Origin of the sequence: Micromonospora purpureochromogenes (genome assembly GCF_900091515.1) — a bacterium.
In the GTDB taxonomy this organism is placed as follows: Bacteria; Actinomycetota; Actinomycetes; order Mycobacteriales; family Micromonosporaceae; genus Micromonospora; species Micromonospora purpureochromogenes.
In genome coordinates this window covers 588,403-603,314 of record NZ_LT607410.1, presented here as the reverse complement: position 1 = coordinate 603,314, position 14,912 = coordinate 588,403, and the positions used below count along the sequence as shown (strand labels likewise).

Annotated in this window: 14 protein-coding genes; 6 read left to right on the top strand and 8 right to left on the bottom strand. The window is 74.6% G+C overall.

Annotated elements, in window-relative coordinates:
• Nucleotides 1–29 precede the first annotated feature (29 nt).
• Complete coding sequence (locus tag GA0074696_RS02845; RefSeq protein ID WP_088959648.1) at nucleotides 30–368, bottom strand: hypothetical protein; 339 nt, start codon at nucleotides 366–368, stop codon at nucleotides 30–32.
• 71 nt (nucleotides 369–439) lie between these two features.
• Between GA0074696_RS02845 and GA0074696_RS02840 the strand changes: the two genes are divergently transcribed.
• A complete protein-coding gene (locus GA0074696_RS02840) occupies nucleotides 440–859 on the top strand; it encodes a CBS domain-containing protein (RefSeq protein WP_088959647.1) in 420 nt (139 codons plus the stop codon).
• 72 nt (nucleotides 860–931) lie between these two features.
• Here GA0074696_RS02840 and GA0074696_RS02835 read toward each other — a convergent pair whose 3' ends face one another.
• Together GA0074696_RS02835 and GA0074696_RS02830 are read right to left on the bottom strand one after the other, a co-directional pair.
• Nucleotides 932–1,729, bottom strand: a complete 798-nt coding sequence (locus tag GA0074696_RS02835) for an MBL fold metallo-hydrolase (protein WP_088959646.1) — start codon at nucleotides 1,727–1,729, stop codon at nucleotides 932–934.
• Between the two features lie 59 nt (nucleotides 1,730–1,788).
• Nucleotides 1,789–6,306 (bottom strand): cation-translocating P-type ATPase, encoded by a 4,518-nt coding sequence (locus tag GA0074696_RS02830; protein ID WP_088959645.1) that lies wholly within the window; start codon nucleotides 6,304–6,306, stop codon nucleotides 1,789–1,791.
• Between the two features lie 359 nt (nucleotides 6,307–6,665).
• Here GA0074696_RS02830 and GA0074696_RS02825 point away from each other — a divergent pair, with 359 nt between their 5' ends.
• A complete protein-coding gene (locus GA0074696_RS02825) occupies nucleotides 6,666–8,033 on the top strand; it encodes an MFS transporter (protein ID WP_231925239.1) in 1,368 nt (455 codons plus the stop codon).
• A gap of 15 nt (nucleotides 8,034–8,048) precedes the next feature.
• Here the strand turns inward: GA0074696_RS02825 and GA0074696_RS02820 are convergent, their stop codons facing one another.
• A complete protein-coding gene (locus GA0074696_RS02820) occupies nucleotides 8,049–8,654 on the bottom strand; it encodes a hypothetical protein (RefSeq protein ID WP_088959644.1) in 606 nt (201 codons plus the stop codon).
• 193 nt (nucleotides 8,655–8,847) lie between these two features.
• Between GA0074696_RS02820 and GA0074696_RS02815 the strand changes: the two genes are divergently transcribed.
• The 4 genes from GA0074696_RS02815 (at nucleotide 8,848) to GA0074696_RS02800 (ending at nucleotide 11,271) form a co-directional block, all read left to right on the top strand.
• Complete coding sequence (locus GA0074696_RS02815; RefSeq protein WP_088959643.1) at nucleotides 8,848–9,492, top strand: GAP family protein; 645 nt, start codon at nucleotides 8,848–8,850, stop codon at nucleotides 9,490–9,492.
• A gap of 53 nt (nucleotides 9,493–9,545) precedes the next feature.
• The gene (locus GA0074696_RS02810) at nucleotides 9,546–10,328 is read left to right on the top strand and encodes an SDR family oxidoreductase (protein WP_088959642.1); all 783 of its coding nucleotides are present in this window, start codon (nucleotides 9,546–9,548) and stop codon (nucleotides 10,326–10,328) included.
• A 37-nt stretch (nucleotides 10,329–10,365) separates the two neighbouring features.
• The gene (locus GA0074696_RS02805) at nucleotides 10,366–10,560 is read left to right on the top strand and encodes a hypothetical protein (RefSeq protein WP_088959641.1); all 195 of its coding nucleotides are present in this window, start codon (nucleotides 10,366–10,368) and stop codon (nucleotides 10,558–10,560) included.
• Nucleotides 10,561–10,722: 162 nt separating this feature from the next.
• Entirely contained in the window at nucleotides 10,723–11,271 is a 549-nt protein-coding gene (locus GA0074696_RS02800) for a YbaK/EbsC family protein (RefSeq protein WP_088959640.1), read from the top strand.
• 69 nt (nucleotides 11,272–11,340) lie between these two features.
• Here the strand turns inward: GA0074696_RS02800 and GA0074696_RS02795 are convergent, their stop codons facing one another.
• From GA0074696_RS02795 to GA0074696_RS02780, 4 genes are all read right to left on the bottom strand, one after another.
• The gene (locus GA0074696_RS02795) at nucleotides 11,341–11,973 is read right to left on the bottom strand and encodes a DsbA family oxidoreductase (protein ID WP_088959639.1); all 633 of its coding nucleotides are present in this window, start codon (nucleotides 11,971–11,973) and stop codon (nucleotides 11,341–11,343) included.
• Nucleotides 11,974–11,993: 20 nt separating this feature from the next.
• The gene (locus tag GA0074696_RS02790) at nucleotides 11,994–12,419 is read right to left on the bottom strand and encodes a SufE family protein (RefSeq protein WP_088959638.1); all 426 of its coding nucleotides are present in this window, start codon (nucleotides 12,417–12,419) and stop codon (nucleotides 11,994–11,996) included.
• Nucleotides 12,420–12,555: 136 nt separating this feature from the next.
• Nucleotides 12,556–12,975 (bottom strand): CBS domain-containing protein, encoded by a 420-nt coding sequence (locus GA0074696_RS02785; protein ID WP_088959637.1) that lies wholly within the window; start codon nucleotides 12,973–12,975, stop codon nucleotides 12,556–12,558.
• 58 nt (nucleotides 12,976–13,033) lie between these two features.
• A complete protein-coding gene (locus tag GA0074696_RS02780) occupies nucleotides 13,034–14,803 on the bottom strand; it encodes a proline--tRNA ligase (RefSeq protein ID WP_088959636.1) in 1,770 nt (589 codons plus the stop codon).
• Between the last annotated feature and the right edge of the window lie 109 nt (nucleotides 14,804–14,912).

Genomic DNA, 14,912 nt, shown 5'->3' with positions numbered 1-14,912 from the left:
GACGAGGTTGCGCACGCAGCGGAGCAGGCTCACCTCGTCTGTCGAACGGCGACCTCCAAGTTGAGGTAGCGCGGCTCACCCTTGGCCAACCTGCGCAGCTGGTCGGCGTACCCGCCGGTCTCGGGCTGGGCGCTGTGCGCCATCGCCTGGTCGTAGCTGTCGAACTCGGCAACCATGACGAAGTGGCCGGGCCGCTCCAGGTCCTCGGCGACGGTGAGCCGTGCCGGGGCGCCGGCCAGTTGCTGCTGTCCCCACTCCTCGCTGAGCGCCCGCACCTCGGCCGGGCGGTCCGTCTCGTACTCGATGACCTGGACGAACGGCATGTCGATCACCTCCGGCGACTGGGTTCCCGCCAGGTCGCCGTTCATGTGCCGGATTGCCTTTCGACCGCCGGGGTAGGAGAACAGGCAACAACCCCCCCGGAAAGCGAGGTGTCACCATGCCGACCGCACGCGACATCATGACCAGCGACGTGACCTGCGTCCGTGAGCAGGACGACCTGCGGGCCGCCGCCAAGCGGATGGCCGAGCTGGGCGTCGGTTCGCTGCCGATCTGCGGCGACGACAACAAGCTGAAGGGCATGCTCACCGACCGCGACATCGTGGTGAAGGTTCTCGCGCAGGGCAAGGACCCGGCCAACGTGACCGCCGGCGAGCTGGCCCAGGGCGAGGCGGTGACCATCGGCGCCGACGACGACGCCGCGGAGATCCTGCGCACGATGGGCCAGCACAAGGTGCGCCGGCTGCCGGTGATCGACGGGCACCAGCTCGTCGGCATCGTGGCGGTGGCCGACGTGGCGCGGTCGCTGCCCGAACGCCCGGTGGGCGACCTGATCGAGGCCATCTCCGAGCGCTCCTGATCCCGTCCCAGCATCGATCGCCGCCCTCCGGCTCCGCGCCGGACGGCGGCGATCGGTGTACGGAGACCCGGCTCAGACGGTCAGCGGCACGATCTCGCCACGCAGGATGGTGCGCACCCCCGACACCAGCCCGCGCCGCTTCGCCTCCTCGACGAAGTGCCGCAGCGGCGACCGGAACACCGGGTAGTCGTCGTAGTGGATCGGCACGGTCAGCTTCGGCCGGATCAGCTCGACCAGGTCGGCGCCCTGCTTCGCATCCATGGTGACCAGGATGCCGGCGATCCGGGTGCCGCCCAGGTGGATCAGCATCGCGTCGATGTCCGGGAAGCGCTGCGGGATCTCGGCGAGCTGCGGGCGGCGCAGGGTGTCCCCGGTGACGTAGAGGCGGAACCGGCGCGTCCCGTCCCGGTCCAGGTCGATCATCGTGCCCATCACGTCGGGCAGCAGCCGGTCCAGCGCCCCCGGGCCGTGCTGACCGGGCAACGAGGTCAGCCGCAGGGTGCTGGACCCCCGCCTCAGCTCCCGTGACCGCCAGGTGGGCAGCCCCTCGGCCGCCCGGAATCCCCACTTGCGCAGCTTCCGCTCGGCCGCCTGGGTGGTGATGATGGGCAGCTCGCGGTCGAGCCCCTTGCGGGCCACCCGGTCGAAGTGGTCGCCGTGCAGGTGGGACAGGACCACCGCGTCCAGGGCGGGTAGTTCGGGGATGGTCAGCGCCGGCTCGGTGCTGCGGCGGGACCACAGACCCTTGCCCAGGTACGCCCGCTGGCCCCGGTGCAGGAAGTTCGGATCGGTCAACAGGGTGAAGCCCCCGATCCGCAGCACCGTCGTCGCGGTGCCGATGAACGTCACGTTCGGCTGGTCCGTCTCCACGCGTCCCACCTCCACCCCCGGCCGTACCCCGCCCGGGCGCGGCCATGCGGCCCGCCGCCTTACCGACCGGACGGCTCTTCCGCGGCGGACCCGTCGGCGGCGCTTTCCTCGGCCGGCCCGTCGGCCGTTGGTTCGCCGGCGGTCGGTTCGGCGGGCGACCCGGGCGGTTTGTCGCCGGTCAGTGGGAACCGCTCGACCAGTCGGGTCAGCGCGCCGTTGGCGAAGGTGGCGCCGAGCGCCGAGCCGGCGGCGATGCCCCACCCGACCGGCCCCAGCGGGGTGCAGCCGAAGAACTGGCTTACCCCGGGGGTCTGCACCACCGCGCCCAGCACCCCGAGGGACACGGCGGTGGAGGCGAGCACCATCGGGCTGGTGCCGCCGGCCAGCACCGTCTGCCCGAGCTGGGTGCCGACCAGCGACACCAGCGCCACCGTGCCGGCCCGTTTACGCCGTCCGGTGTACCGGGCGATCGTCCAGCCGGCGGTCGCGCCGAGGGTGGTGGCCGCCGCGCGCAGGCCGATCTCCCGGGTCATCGTCTCGCCCAGGGAGGTGTCCGGGCCCTCCTGCAGCAGCCCGTCGGCGTGGTCGGCGCCGGGCGGCCGGACGGCGATGGCCAGCGCCGGCGCCAGGTCGGTGAGCAGGTTGACCAGGAGCAGCTGCCGCCCGGTCAACGCGGACCGGCCGGTCGCCGCAGCGGTCAGCACGCTGAACGCGATCTCGCCGAGGTTGCCGCCGACCAGGATGCTCAGCGCGTGGCGTACCGAGGACCACATCGCCCGCCCCTCGACCAGGGTGGCGATGATGGTCTCCAGCCGGTCGTCGGTGACCACCAGGTCGGCGGCGGCCCGCGCGGCGGGGGTGCCCCGCTGGCCGAGGGCGATGCCCACGTCGGCCAGCCGGATCGCCGGCGCGTCGTTGGCACCGTCGCCGGTCATCGCCACGGTCCGGCCGCACTTCTGCAACGCCTGGATGATCCGCACCTTGTGGGTGGGAGTGCAGCGGGCGACCACGTCGGTGCGGGCCAGCCGCTCGCCGAGCGCGTCGTCGTCGAGCTGGTCCAGCTCGGTGGCGGTCACCACCCGCTGCGCGTCGTGGCCGTCGCTGATGATCGAGGCGATCGCCTCGGCGGTGGCAGGATGGTCACCGGTGATCATGATGGTGTGCACGCCGGCCTGCCGGATCCGGCGCACGGCCGGGGCGGCACTCTCGCGCACCCCGTCGGCGAGGGCGAGGAAGCCGACGAAGACCAGGTCGTCCACCTGGTCGTCGGTGACCGTCTCGGCGCCGACCCGGCATTCGGCGACGGCGAGAATGCGGTGCCCGGCCCGGGCCCGGTCGGCGAGCATCGCGTGCAGCCCGGCCCGCCCGTCGTCGTCCAGGTGCTCGTCCCGGCCACCCGGGGTACGCCAGGCGCTGCACCGGGGCAGCACCGTCTCCGGCGCTCCCTTGACACTGAGCAGCAGCCGGTCACCGGTCCGCCCGACGGTGGCGTGGTAGCCGCGGGACGGCTCGAACGGCAGCCCGCCGACCGCCTCCCAGCCGTCCGCGCCGACCTGCTCCAGAACACCGGCGTCGCGGGCGCCGTGCCGGACCGCCCGATCAGTGTGCTGGGGCAGCTCGTCCGGGTCGTCGGCGGCCGGGGTGGCCCGCAGCGCGGCGGCGAGGGTCCGTCGCAACCCGTCGTCGAGCCGGTCCGCCGGGGCGTACCGGCCGTCGTCGCCGACGCCGGCCAGCCGCAGGCTCCCCTCGGTGAGGGTGCCGGTCTTGTCGAAGCAGAGCACGTCGACCCGGCCCAGCGCCTCGATCGTGCGCGGGTTGCGGACCAGCGCCCCGTGTTCGGCCAGCCGCCGGGCCGCGGCCAACTGCGCGGCGCTGACCAGGAACGGCAGCCCCTCCGGCACCGAGGCCACGGCCAGGTTCGCGGCGGTCGCCGCCGTCTCCGCCAGGGGTACGCCCCGCAGCAGCCCCGCCCCGGCGACCGCGATCGCCGATCCGGCCGCCAGCGGGAGCGCCGCGCTGGTCATCTTGCCGAGCCGGGCCTCCACCCCGCTGACCGGCGGCGCCTGCCCGGCCAGCGCGAGGCTGCGGCCGGACTCGGTCTCGGCACCGGTCGCCACCACCACGGCGGTGCCATGGCCGGCGGCGACGGTGGTGCCCTCGTAGAGCATCGAGTGGCGGTCCGCCACGGCGGCGGCGACCACCGGTTCGACGGTCTTGCCGACCGGCAGCGACTCCCCGGTCAGCGACGACTCGTCCGCCTCCAGCCCGTCGGCGGTGAGCACCCGGCAGTCGGCCGGCACCGCGTCGCCCGGCCCGAGCGTGACCACGTCGCCGGGCACCAGCGCCTCGGCGGGGAGTACCCGCTCGGCCCCGTCGCGCAGGACCCGGGCGGTCACCTCCGTACGGGACAGCAGCTCGGCCAGGGACCGTTCGGTGTTGCGCTGGTGCACCGCCCCGATCAGCGCGGAGCCGCCCACCACCCCGCCGACCAGGGCGGCGTCGACCAGCGAGCCGAACGCGGTGGAGAGCACCGCTCCGGCGACCAGCACCGGCGTGAGCGGGTTGGACAGCTCGTCGACGAAGGCGCGGAGCAGGCCGCCGCCCATGCCGGGCCCCGCGCTCGGGGCGGCCGTGTGCCGGCGGTGCGCCTCGGCGTCGGCCAGCCCACCGGGATTGGTGTCCAGCTGCCGCAGCACGGTGTCCACCGGCATCAGGTGCCAGGCGGTGGTGGCCGGTGTGGGCGCGCCGTCCGGGTGGGGCAGCCGGTGCGCCCGCCAGACGCCGTGGGCGAAGGCCAGCGCAGCCGTCCCGTTCACCGCCGCCAGGCTGCGGCCGGGCAGCTCCTCCCGGTCGGCGGTGAGGGCGCCCAGCGCGCCGAGGCCGGCGCCGGCCATGGCGAGCCGGATGTTCTGCCGGGTCATCCGGTGGGCCACCCCCGCCGCCTCGATGACCAGGGCCGGGATCCGCAGGTCGGTGCCGACCAGCAGGTGGGCGCCCCAGGGCGGCAGCGCCTCCGGGTCGGCGACGCCGAGGCCGCAGTCGGAGGCGGCGAGCGCCGCCCGGTCACCGGACACCACCAGCACCACCGCGCCCTCGCGTTGCAGGGTGCGCACCGACTCGGCGAGGCGGTCACCGCCCGGCAGGACGGTGTCGGCGAAGGCGTACCGCTGCGGGTCGTCGCCGGCCACCACCAGCCGGAGGCCGGCGTGCCGGGCGGCGGTGGGCAGCGCGTCGACGCCGGGCGCCGGCTCGGGCTCGACCCGGATGACGGCGGCGAGGGTGTCCTGGTGGGCGAGCCCCAGGAGCTGGCCGCCGCCCTCGCGCAGCCGGCTGCTGTCCGGGGTGTCGCCGGGATCGGTGACGTCGAGCCCGTCGAGCGGGCCGAGCCGCCAGCCGTCCGCCTCCCGCGAGCCGTCCGGATCGGCCGGGTCGAAGAGCGCGAACGCGCGGGCGGCCACCTCGCCGGTCGCCGCGCCGCCCAGCGGGGCCAGGTCGGCGAGGACACCCCGGGCCGACCCCAGCACGGCCGCGTCCAGCACCACCGTGTCGATCCGGTCCAGTTCGCGCAGCACCCTGCGGTCCATCGCGATCACGCCGCGCCGGGCGAGCATCCGGCCGAGCTGCGCGGCGTACCCCTCGCGGCCGCTGCCCGGGGCCTTCGGCAGCGAGGACAGGGCGAGCGCGGCGGCGCGCTTGCCGCCGATGACCGGCACCGCGGCGGCCCCGGCCGCCGCTCCGGCGGCCAGCGCCCAGCTGCTGTACCGCTCGACCGGGCCGTCGGCCTTCGGCTGGCCCCGCTCGGTGGCGGGCGAGCGGGCGACGGCCCGCTCCGGGTCGCCGGTCAGCCGCGGTTCGGCCTTGTTCCAGGCGGAGAGCTGCGCCCGCGCCTCACCCCACTGCACGATCCGCTGCACGCTGTCCAGGGCGATGCCGGTCCAGCCGCCGGTGAGCCCTTGGACGACCGCCTCGGCCAGCGGGAACAGCACCTCGGCGCGCGGGTCGGCGCGCATCCCCCGGTCGGCCAGCGCGTGCAGCTTCGGGTGCAGGTCGATCGCGCCCAGCAGCCCGGCCACCTCGCCGGGGACCGGGGTGAAGGGCAGGATCCGGGTGGCCGCCGAGATGGTCAGGCCGAACGCGTCGGAGGCGAGCGCGCCGAGCGTCCGGGGTGTTCGCGGCCCCTCCTCGGGCGGGTGCGGGGGCGGGATCTCCGGATCCGGCTCGTGCGGGGAGACCCGCTCGGCGCGGGCCACCGTGGCGATCAGATCGCGCAGCCGGGGCTTCGGCTCCTCGACGGCCACCACCACCCGGCCGGACGGCGCGTTGACCCGGGCCCAGGTCACCCCGGGCAGCCGTTCCAGCGCCGTCTCGACCTGCCGGGCCAGCCGGTCGCCGCCGTCCTGGCAGACGCCGTGCACCTCGATGTGGTGCCGTCCGCCGCGCGACCAGACCCGGCGCTGGGTCAGCCCGACCGCGCGGACCAGCCGCGACGCGGCCGAGCCGACGGTACGGGACGCGTCGGCGACCAGCGGTGGCACCGGCGGGAGCACGCGGTCGGCGACCCGGCCCAGCGCCGTCATCGAGCGGTACGGCCGAGCCGCCGGCCCCGCTCCCCGCTGTGCCCGCCGCTGCTGCCGTACGCCATTTCGCCTCCCGCGCTCGTCAGGCGGCCTGGCTTCCCGGCGAGCCGCCCGTTATTCCGTCGCGAGGAGGGAAGTTTGCGCCGGTGGGGGCGCATGGAGGCGGGGTGGACGTGGAATCCGGGCGGACGTCGGAGCGGTCACCTCCTCGCCGACCAGCACATGTCCGGCCTGGCCAAGGGGCTCGGCGAGGCGCTTCAGTCGGCCTGACGAGACCGGGCTCACGGTTGACCTAAACCCCGGTTGAGGTCGCAGGCTGAACCCATGTCGATCACATCTCGCCGGGCCCGGTCGGGCCGGTGACGGCCACCGCCACGCCGCCGGTCACCCCGGCCGCCCGCCTGTACGACCCGCGCCTGCGGGCGATGACGGTGGGCAGCGTCGCCCTGGTCTCCCTGCTGGCGTTCGAGGCGCTGGCGGTCGGCACCGCGATGCCCACGGTCGCTCGCGCGCTGGACGGTCTCGCCCTGTACGCGCTCGCCTTCGGTGGCACGTTCGCCGCCGGGGTGCTCGCCATGGTGCTCTCCGGCATCTGGTGCGACGCCCGGGGTCCCCGGGTGCCGATGTGGAGCGGGGTCGGGCTCTTCATGGCCGGGCTGCTGCTGGCCGGCACCGCCACCGCGATGGGGCAGCTCGTCGTCGGCCGGGCCGTGCAGGGCTTCGGCTCCGGGCTGCTCTCGGTCGCGTTGTACGTGGTGGTCGGGCAGGCGTACCCGGAGGAGCTGCGCCGGCGGGTGTTCGCGGCGTTCGCCGCCGCCTGGGTCGTACCGTCGCTGGTCGGGCCGGCGGTGGCCGGGCTGATCGTGGAGCACCTGGGGTGGCGCTGGGTCTTCCTCGTGGTGCCGGCGGTGGCGGTCCCGGCGGCGCTGCTGGTCCACTCCGGCCTGCGCACCCTGCCCGCGCCGGTCGGCGGTCGGGTGCCCGTCGGGGCGCTGGCGAGGATCGGCTGGGCGGCCGGGGCGGGGGTGAGCGCCGCACTGCTGCACCACGGGGGGCAGCAGCGCGGCCCGCTCGCCGTACCGCTGGTGGTGCTGGCACTGGTCGGCCTGGCCTGTTGCGCGCCCCGACTGCTGCCGGCGGGGTTCCTGCGGGCGGCGCGTGGGCTGCCCACGGTGATCGGCCTGCGGGGCCTGGCCTCGGCGGCGTTCACCGGGGCCGAGGTGGTGATCCCGCTGATGCTCTCCCGCGAGCGCGGCTTCACGCCGACCGCCGCCGGTCTGGTGCTCACCGTCGGCGCGGTCTCCTGGTCGGCCGGCTCCTGGTTGCAGGGGCGGCTGCCGGCGCCGCGCTCCTCGGCGACGTTCCCCCGGGCCGGGCTGGCCTGCATCACGCTGGGGACCGCGACGGTCGCGCTGGCGGTCGCCCCGGCCGTGCCGGTGGCGGTCGCGGTGGCGGGCTGGGCGGTGGCCGGCACCGGGATGGGCCTGCTCTTCCCGTCCCTGTCGGTGCTCACCCTGGATTTGTCCGCCCCCGGCGAGCAGGGGCGCAACAGCTCGTCGCTGCAACTGGGCGACTCGCTCTTCGCCGCAACGGTGCTGGCGCTCACCGGCACCGTGCTGGCCGCCGGGGCGGCGCCCGGTCCGGTCGACTACGCGGGGATGCTGGCGGTCGCGGCGGGTTGCGGCCTGCTCGGGTTGCTGTTCGCCGGGCGGGTGGTGCCCCGCTGACCCGCCACCGCCTCCTCAGGCGGGCGGGCGCTGCATCTCCTCGCGTGCCTGGTGAAACTTGCTGGTGAGGTCCCCCTGAGGGTGGGACGACACGAGCGCCACCACGCCGATCGTCTGCGGGTCGGCCCAGCCGCAGACGGTGAGGTGACTGCCCTCCTCGGTGCGTCCCCGGCCGCACCGGGCCTCGCCACCGAGCGGACCGGCCGCCACGGGCCGGACGTCGGAGATCCGATACGGCTGGAGAGCCCGGCTCACCGCCCCCGCCGGATCGGCCACCGTCCCCGAGACGCCGCTGATCAGCACCGCGTCCGCGTCCTCCGTCTCGCCCCCGTAGGCCCAGGCGACGGCACTGGTCAGCTCGCCCACCTGCCGCTTGAGGTCCTCCAGTCGGGACTCGGGCACTCCGGTCAGCTCGCGGCTCGACGACGAGGGCAGGCCGAGCAGGGTCTCCGGCTTCTGCAGCTTTCGCCCCGCCACGGGCCAGGGGCTCGGCGTTGCCGCTGCGTCGGTGCCGCCGGACGCGGTCGAGCACCCGGCGGTGAGCATGAGGGCTCCCGCCACCAGCAGCACGCGGCGCACGAGGGTCGGACGGAAGGTGGGGGACGTACCGCTGTCTGCCATGCCGCTCCTGGGTCGAATCGGAGCAGAGGTTAACGGATGGCCGGACCGGGCGGCTGCCCGCTCAGCTTCGCCGGCAGGGTGGGCGGCGGCTGTCCGCCGGAGGATCGCGCGACCTGGGGGGCGATCCGTATCCGTCGGGAGATGCGGCGAATCGGCCCTGGCCGGCGGGGTGGGCCGGGAGGATGGGCAGGCGATGAGCTTCCTGACCGTCCTGCCGTTGGCCGTGGTCATGGTGGCCGGCACGCAGCTGGTCGCGGCGGTCTTCCTCGCCTCCGGCAACCGGCCGCGGCAGGCGTCGCTGGGCTTCCTGGCCGGCGCGGCGGTCGTGGTGGTCGCCGGCACGACGACCGCCTGGCTGGTCACCCGGCGCGTGACCGGCCTCGCCGAGGACGTCGGGGCGGGCCCCCGCGAGCAGATTCGGACCGCCATCGGCCAGGTGGTGCTGGCGCTGCTCGTGGCGCTGGCCGTGGTGGTGTTCCTGCGCCGGCACTCGAAAGGTCAGCCGGCCTGGATGAGCCGGCTGCAGCACGCGGGTCCCGGGTACGCGTTCCGGCTCGGTCTGCTGATCATGGTGGCGATGCCCGTCGACGACCTCACCATGGCCACCGTGGGGGCGAACGTCGTCCGGTACGACCTGCCGTGGTGGCACCTGGTGCCGTTCCTCCTGCTCACCCTGCTGCTGCTCGCCCTGCCGTTGCTGGCGCTGCTGGTGCTGGGCCGGCGGGCCGAGCGCGCGCTGCCGAGGATGCGGGACTGGGCCGACCACAACTCCTGGATCGTCAGCGAGATCGTCGTCGCCTTCTTCATCCTGATGACCGGGGTCGACCTGCTCAGGTGACGTCACGATCGGCCGGCCAGCCCCGTCGAGCTGTCGACCGGAAGGAGTCGGGAATGAAGGTGCTGGTCACCGGTGCCGGTGGCACATTGGGGCGCGCGGTGCTGCCCCGGCTGCGGGCGGACGGGTTCGACGTGCGGGCGATGAGCCGGCGGCCCCGGCACGATCCGGCGGCGGAGTGGGTGGTCGCCGACCTGGAGACCGGGGTGGGGCTGGCCGAGGCGGTGGCGGGCGTGGACGCGGTGCTGCACCTGGCGTCGTTGCCGAACAGCCGGCGTACCCACCGGGTGGACGTGGTCGGCACCCGCGAGTTGGCGGTCGCCGCCGGGGCGGCCGGCGTCGCCCACCTGGTGTACGTCTCGATCGTCGGCGTCGACCGGGTGCCCTACGCCTACTACCGGCACAAGCTGGCGGCCGAGCGGGTGGTGGCCGCCGGCCCGGTGCCGTGGACGGTGCTGCGGGCCACCCAGTTCCCGCCGTTCCTCGACGCGCTGCTGCGTACGGCGAGTCGGCTGGGCCCGGTGATCGGCGACCCGGCGGTCCTCGCCCAGCCCGTCGACCAGCACGAGGTGGCCGGCCGGCTCGGCGAACGGCTCACCGCCGGCCCGCTGGGCGGCATCGAGGAGTACGGCGGTCCACAGGTGCTCCGCTTCGACGAGGCGGTACGCGCCTGGCGGGCGGCCCGCGGCTCGCGCCGGCCGTTGCTGCCGGTGCGGATTCCCGGCCGGCTGGGCAGCGCGCTGCGCGCGGGCGGGCTGACCACCACCGCCACCCCGCCGGGCCGCCGGACCTGGGCGGATCACCTGGCTGACACGTATGGGGGAACCGGCCGAAGATGAAACCTCATCCCGTTCACGTTCGCCTTACCGTGGCGCCATGTTCACCGTCATCGCCACCGTCATCCTCTACGTCTTCGGGTTCGTCTTCCTCTACGGCGTGATCCGGCTCGCCGTCCGGCACGGCATGGAGGACCTGGAGGCCCGCCGGCCGCAGGTCCACCGGGTCGCCCAGTCGGCCTTCGCCGACGACCGCGCCTTCATCCGCGAGAACGCCTTCCTCAGCGGCAGCTGAGCCCGCCGTTCCGGACCGGCGTGATCCACTCCGCTTGCGGCGTGTCGCGGCTTCGGCAGCGTGGGACACCGCGACACGCCGCGAGCGGGGTCGATCAACCCCGCCGGCGGGGCGGGTGCCGACGGGCGGATCGGGGCGGCGGGTGCGAGGATCGCAACCGTGATGGGGACGTTGAAGACCGAGCCCGCCCGCACCCGACTCGACCTGCTGGCGGCGCCGGTCGCCGCCGCGCTGGCGCAGTGGCCGGTCGAGGCTCCGGTGGACGTCGACGACGTGCTGGTCGCCCCGATCGACGCGACACTCGCCGACACCGCCGCCTTCTGCGCGGCGTACGAGGTGGGGCTGGACGTGTCGGCGAACTGCGTCGTGGTCGCCGGCAAGCGCGAGGGGGAGATCCGTTACGCCGCCTGCATCGTGCTCGCCACCACCCGCGCGGACGTCAACGGGGTGGTCCGGCGGGCGCTCGACGTGCGAAAGGCCAGCTTCGCCCCGATGGCCGACGCGGTCGAGCTGACCGGCATGGAGTACGGCGGGATCACGCCGATCGGCCTGCCGGAGGGCTGGCCGATCCTGGTCGACTCCCGGGTGGTCGCGACCCCACACGTGATCATCGGATCCGGTGTCCGGCACAGCAAGATCGCGCTGCCCGGCCCGGCGCTCGGCGCGCTGCCCGGCGCCCGGGTGGTCGAAGGGCTGGCCCGACCGGCCTAGCTTGTGAGGCCGGCCCGGCACGTCCGTCGATGTGGTTGCACGTGAAACATCACGGGGATCGATGTCCGGTCAGGCGCCCGACTCGCGGCGCTCCACCTCGGACAGCGCGGCCAGCAGCGTCTCCGGCTCCTGCGCGCCGGTGACCGCGTACTTGCCGGCCAGCACGAAGGTGGGCACGCTGCTCACCCCGAGCTGCTGGGCGGCGGTCAGGTCGGCGGCCACCTCGCGGCGTCCGACCGGGGAGTCGAGGTGGTCACGGACCTCGGTCTCGTCCAGGCCGACCTTGCCGGCCAGCTCGACCAGCGCGTCCCGCGAGCCGAGGTCCACCCCGTCGGTGAAGTGCGCCGCGTAGAGGGCTTCGACCGTCTCCTCGGCCAGGCCGTGCTCGGCGGCGTACCGGATCAGCCGGTGCGCCTCGAAGGTGTTGGCCTGCACCGCGCGGTCGAAGCGCATGTCCAGCCCCACCCCGGCCGCGACCTGGGTGACCTGGGCGAACATCGCCTCCGCCCGCTCCCGGCCACCGAACTTGGCGGCCATCGCCTCGACCAGCGGCTTCGGCTCGGTCACCGGCGTGGGGTCGAGCTGGAAGGGGCGGTAGCGGACGGTCACCTCACCGCCGTACGACGCCAACGCCTGCTCCAGCCGGCGCTTGCCGATCCAGCACCAGGGGCAGACCACGTCGGCGTAGATCTCGATCTCCATAACGGGGGTGAACAGCCAGCTCAGCCCGCTTGTTCCCGGACCTGGCGCTTGAGTCGGGCCAGGATGGCGGTGCCGCCGCGCACCCGTAGCGGGCTGATCGCCTGGGCCAACCCCATCCGCTGGTAGAGGTCGTCCGGCACGGCCAGCACCTGCTCCGTGCTCGCCCCGTCCAGGCCCTCGGCGAGGATGCCGGCGAAGGCGCGGGTGGTCGGCGCCTCCGGCGGGCAGTCGAAGATCGTGCTCACCGTCCGGTCCGGGTTGACCTCGGCGCGGAGGAAGAACGAGGTCTGGCACTCGGGCACCTGCTCCATGCCCTCCCGGTCCACGCCCGGCGGCAGGGGCGGGATGACGTCGGCGTATTCGAGCAGCATCTCCAGCACCACGTCGCGGGGCGCGGCGGCGAACTCCTCGACGATCTCGGCCAGCTTCGTCGGCATCTCGGGCATCCCGCCAGGCTACCGCCGCCGGGCGGGGACGCCCGGCGGTCGGCGGACCGGCTCCCGGTGACGAAGGTCGCGGCCGGGGCGTCGACCCGGCACCGCCAGGCTCAAAAAGAGCGAGCGGCACCGGGTCGATCACGGGTCAGGCGTTCGGCGCCGCCTCGCTGATGTCGGCCAGCGCCGAGGTCGGGTCGAGCTGCATGGCCAGGTCGCCCAGGGAGACGATGCCCACCAGCTTGCGCTCGTTGTCGCAGACCAGCACCCGCCGGATGTTGCGCTCGCGCATCAGCGACGCCGCCTCCGCGGCGGTGGAGTGTTGCTCGATCATCACCACCTCGCGGGTGGTGATCGAGCCGATGGTGGTGGTCGACGGGTCGCTGCGCTCGGCCACCGCCCGGACCACGATGTCCCGGTCGGTCAGCACGCCGGCGAGGGTGGCGCCGTCGGTGACCACCACGTCGCCGATGTCCGCCTCCTTCATCACCCTGGCCGCCTCGTCCAGGGTGGTCTCCGCCGACAGGTAGACCACCTGCTTCGTCATCACGTCACTGACCCGGTACATGAGAGCCTCCGAAAAACACCCTTGGTCGATCCCGCAGCGGTACCCCGTGGCGCGCCCGCTACACCCGGTTGCCGAGTGCGCGGCGCACCTCGTCGACCAGCCGCTCGACCAGCCCGTCCACCGGCAGCTCCACCCGCTCACCGCCGGCCCGGTCGCGCAGCTCGACGTACCCGTCGGCGAGCCGGCGCCCGACCACGACGGCGCGCGGGATGCCGATCAGCTCCGCGTCGGTGAACTTCACCCCGGCGGAGACGTTCACCCGGTCGTCAACCAGCACCCGCAGGCCGGCGGCGGACAGCCGCCCGCCGAGGTCGAGCGCCGCGTCGAGCTGCGGCCCCTTCCCGGCGGCGATCAGGTGTACGTCGACCGGCGCGATCGCCGCCGGCCAGACGAGTCCCCGCTCGTCGTGGTGCTGTTCGGCGATCGCGGCGACCGCCCGGGACACTCCGATGCCGTAGCAGCCCATGGTCGGCCGGACCGGCTTGCCGGCCGAGCCCAGCACGTCGAGGGCGAACGCGTCGGTGAACCGGCGGCCGAGCTGGAAGATGTGCCCGATCTCGATGCCCCGGCGCATGGTCAGCTCACCCGTGCCGCAGGCCGGGCAGGGGTCGCCCGGGCGCACCTCGGCCGCCTCGATGGTGCCGTCCGGGATGAAGTCGCGGCCGGCGACCACGTTGGTGGCGTGCCGGCCCGGCTCGTTCGCGCCGGTCAGCCAGGCGCTGCCGGTGACCACCCTCGGGTCGACCAGGTAGCGGATGCCGAGCTTGGCCATGATCTGCGGTCCGATGTAGCCGCGGACCAGTTCGGGATGGGCGGCCCAGTCGTCGAAGACGGTCACGGCGGCCGGGTGCAGGGCCGCCTCGACCCGCTTCAGGTCCACCTCCCGATCGCCGGGCAGCCCGATGACCAGCAGGTCCGACGACTCCGCGCCCGGCCGGTGCACGCTCAGCACGACGTTCTTCAGGGTGTCGGCGGCGGTCCAGTCGTCCCGGTCGGCCAGCCGGCGGGTGTTCGCCAACTCGACCAGCGACGCGATGGTGGGCGTCTCCGGGGTGTCGTGCACCTCGCTGGCCCGCTGCGCGTCCGGGTCCCCGGTGGCCGGGGCGGGGGTGGTCACCGCCTCGGTGTTCGCCGCGTAGTCGCACTCCGTGCAGCCGACGAAGGTGTCCTCGCCGACCGGCGTCGCGGCCAGGAACTCCTCCGACGCCGAGCCGCCCATCGCTCCGGACGTCGCGTGGACCACCGTGTAGTCGAGCCCCAGCCGGTCGAAGACCCGCCGGTACGCCGCCCGGTGCCGCTCGTAGGACGCCTGAAGGCCGGTCTCGTCGAGGTCGAACGAGTAGGCGTCCTTCATCAGGAACTCGCGCCCGCGCAGCAGGCCGGCCCTGGGCCGGGCCTCGTCGCGGAACTTCGTCTGGATCTGGAACAGCGTCACCGGGAAGTCCCGGTACGAGGTGAAGAGGTCCTTCACCAGCAGCGTGGCCATCTCCTCGTGCGTCGGGGCGAGCAGGTGCTCGGCGCCCCTGCGGTCGGCGAGGGTGAAGAGGAGGTCGCCGTACTCCGTCCACCGGCCGCTGGTCCGGTAGGGCTCCGCCGGCAGCAGTGCCGGGAAGTGCACCTCCTGGTCGCCGATGGCGGTCATCTCCGAGCGGACGATCTCGGTGACCCGGTCCAGCACCAGCTTGCCCAGCGGCAGCCAGGTGTAGCCGCCCGGCGCGGCGCGACGGATGTAACCGGCGCGCAGCAGGAGCCGGTGGCTCGGCACCTCCGCGTCCGCCGGATCCTCGCGCAGGGTCCGCAGCAGCAGGGTCGACGTACGTAGCAGCATTCGCGCAGCGTACGACCGGCGCGACGGGGCCGGCGACGCCATTACGCGGGTCGGTGTCGAAACTTGGCGCGCACATCGGCTGCCGGACGGCAACCCGGCGATCCCGGGG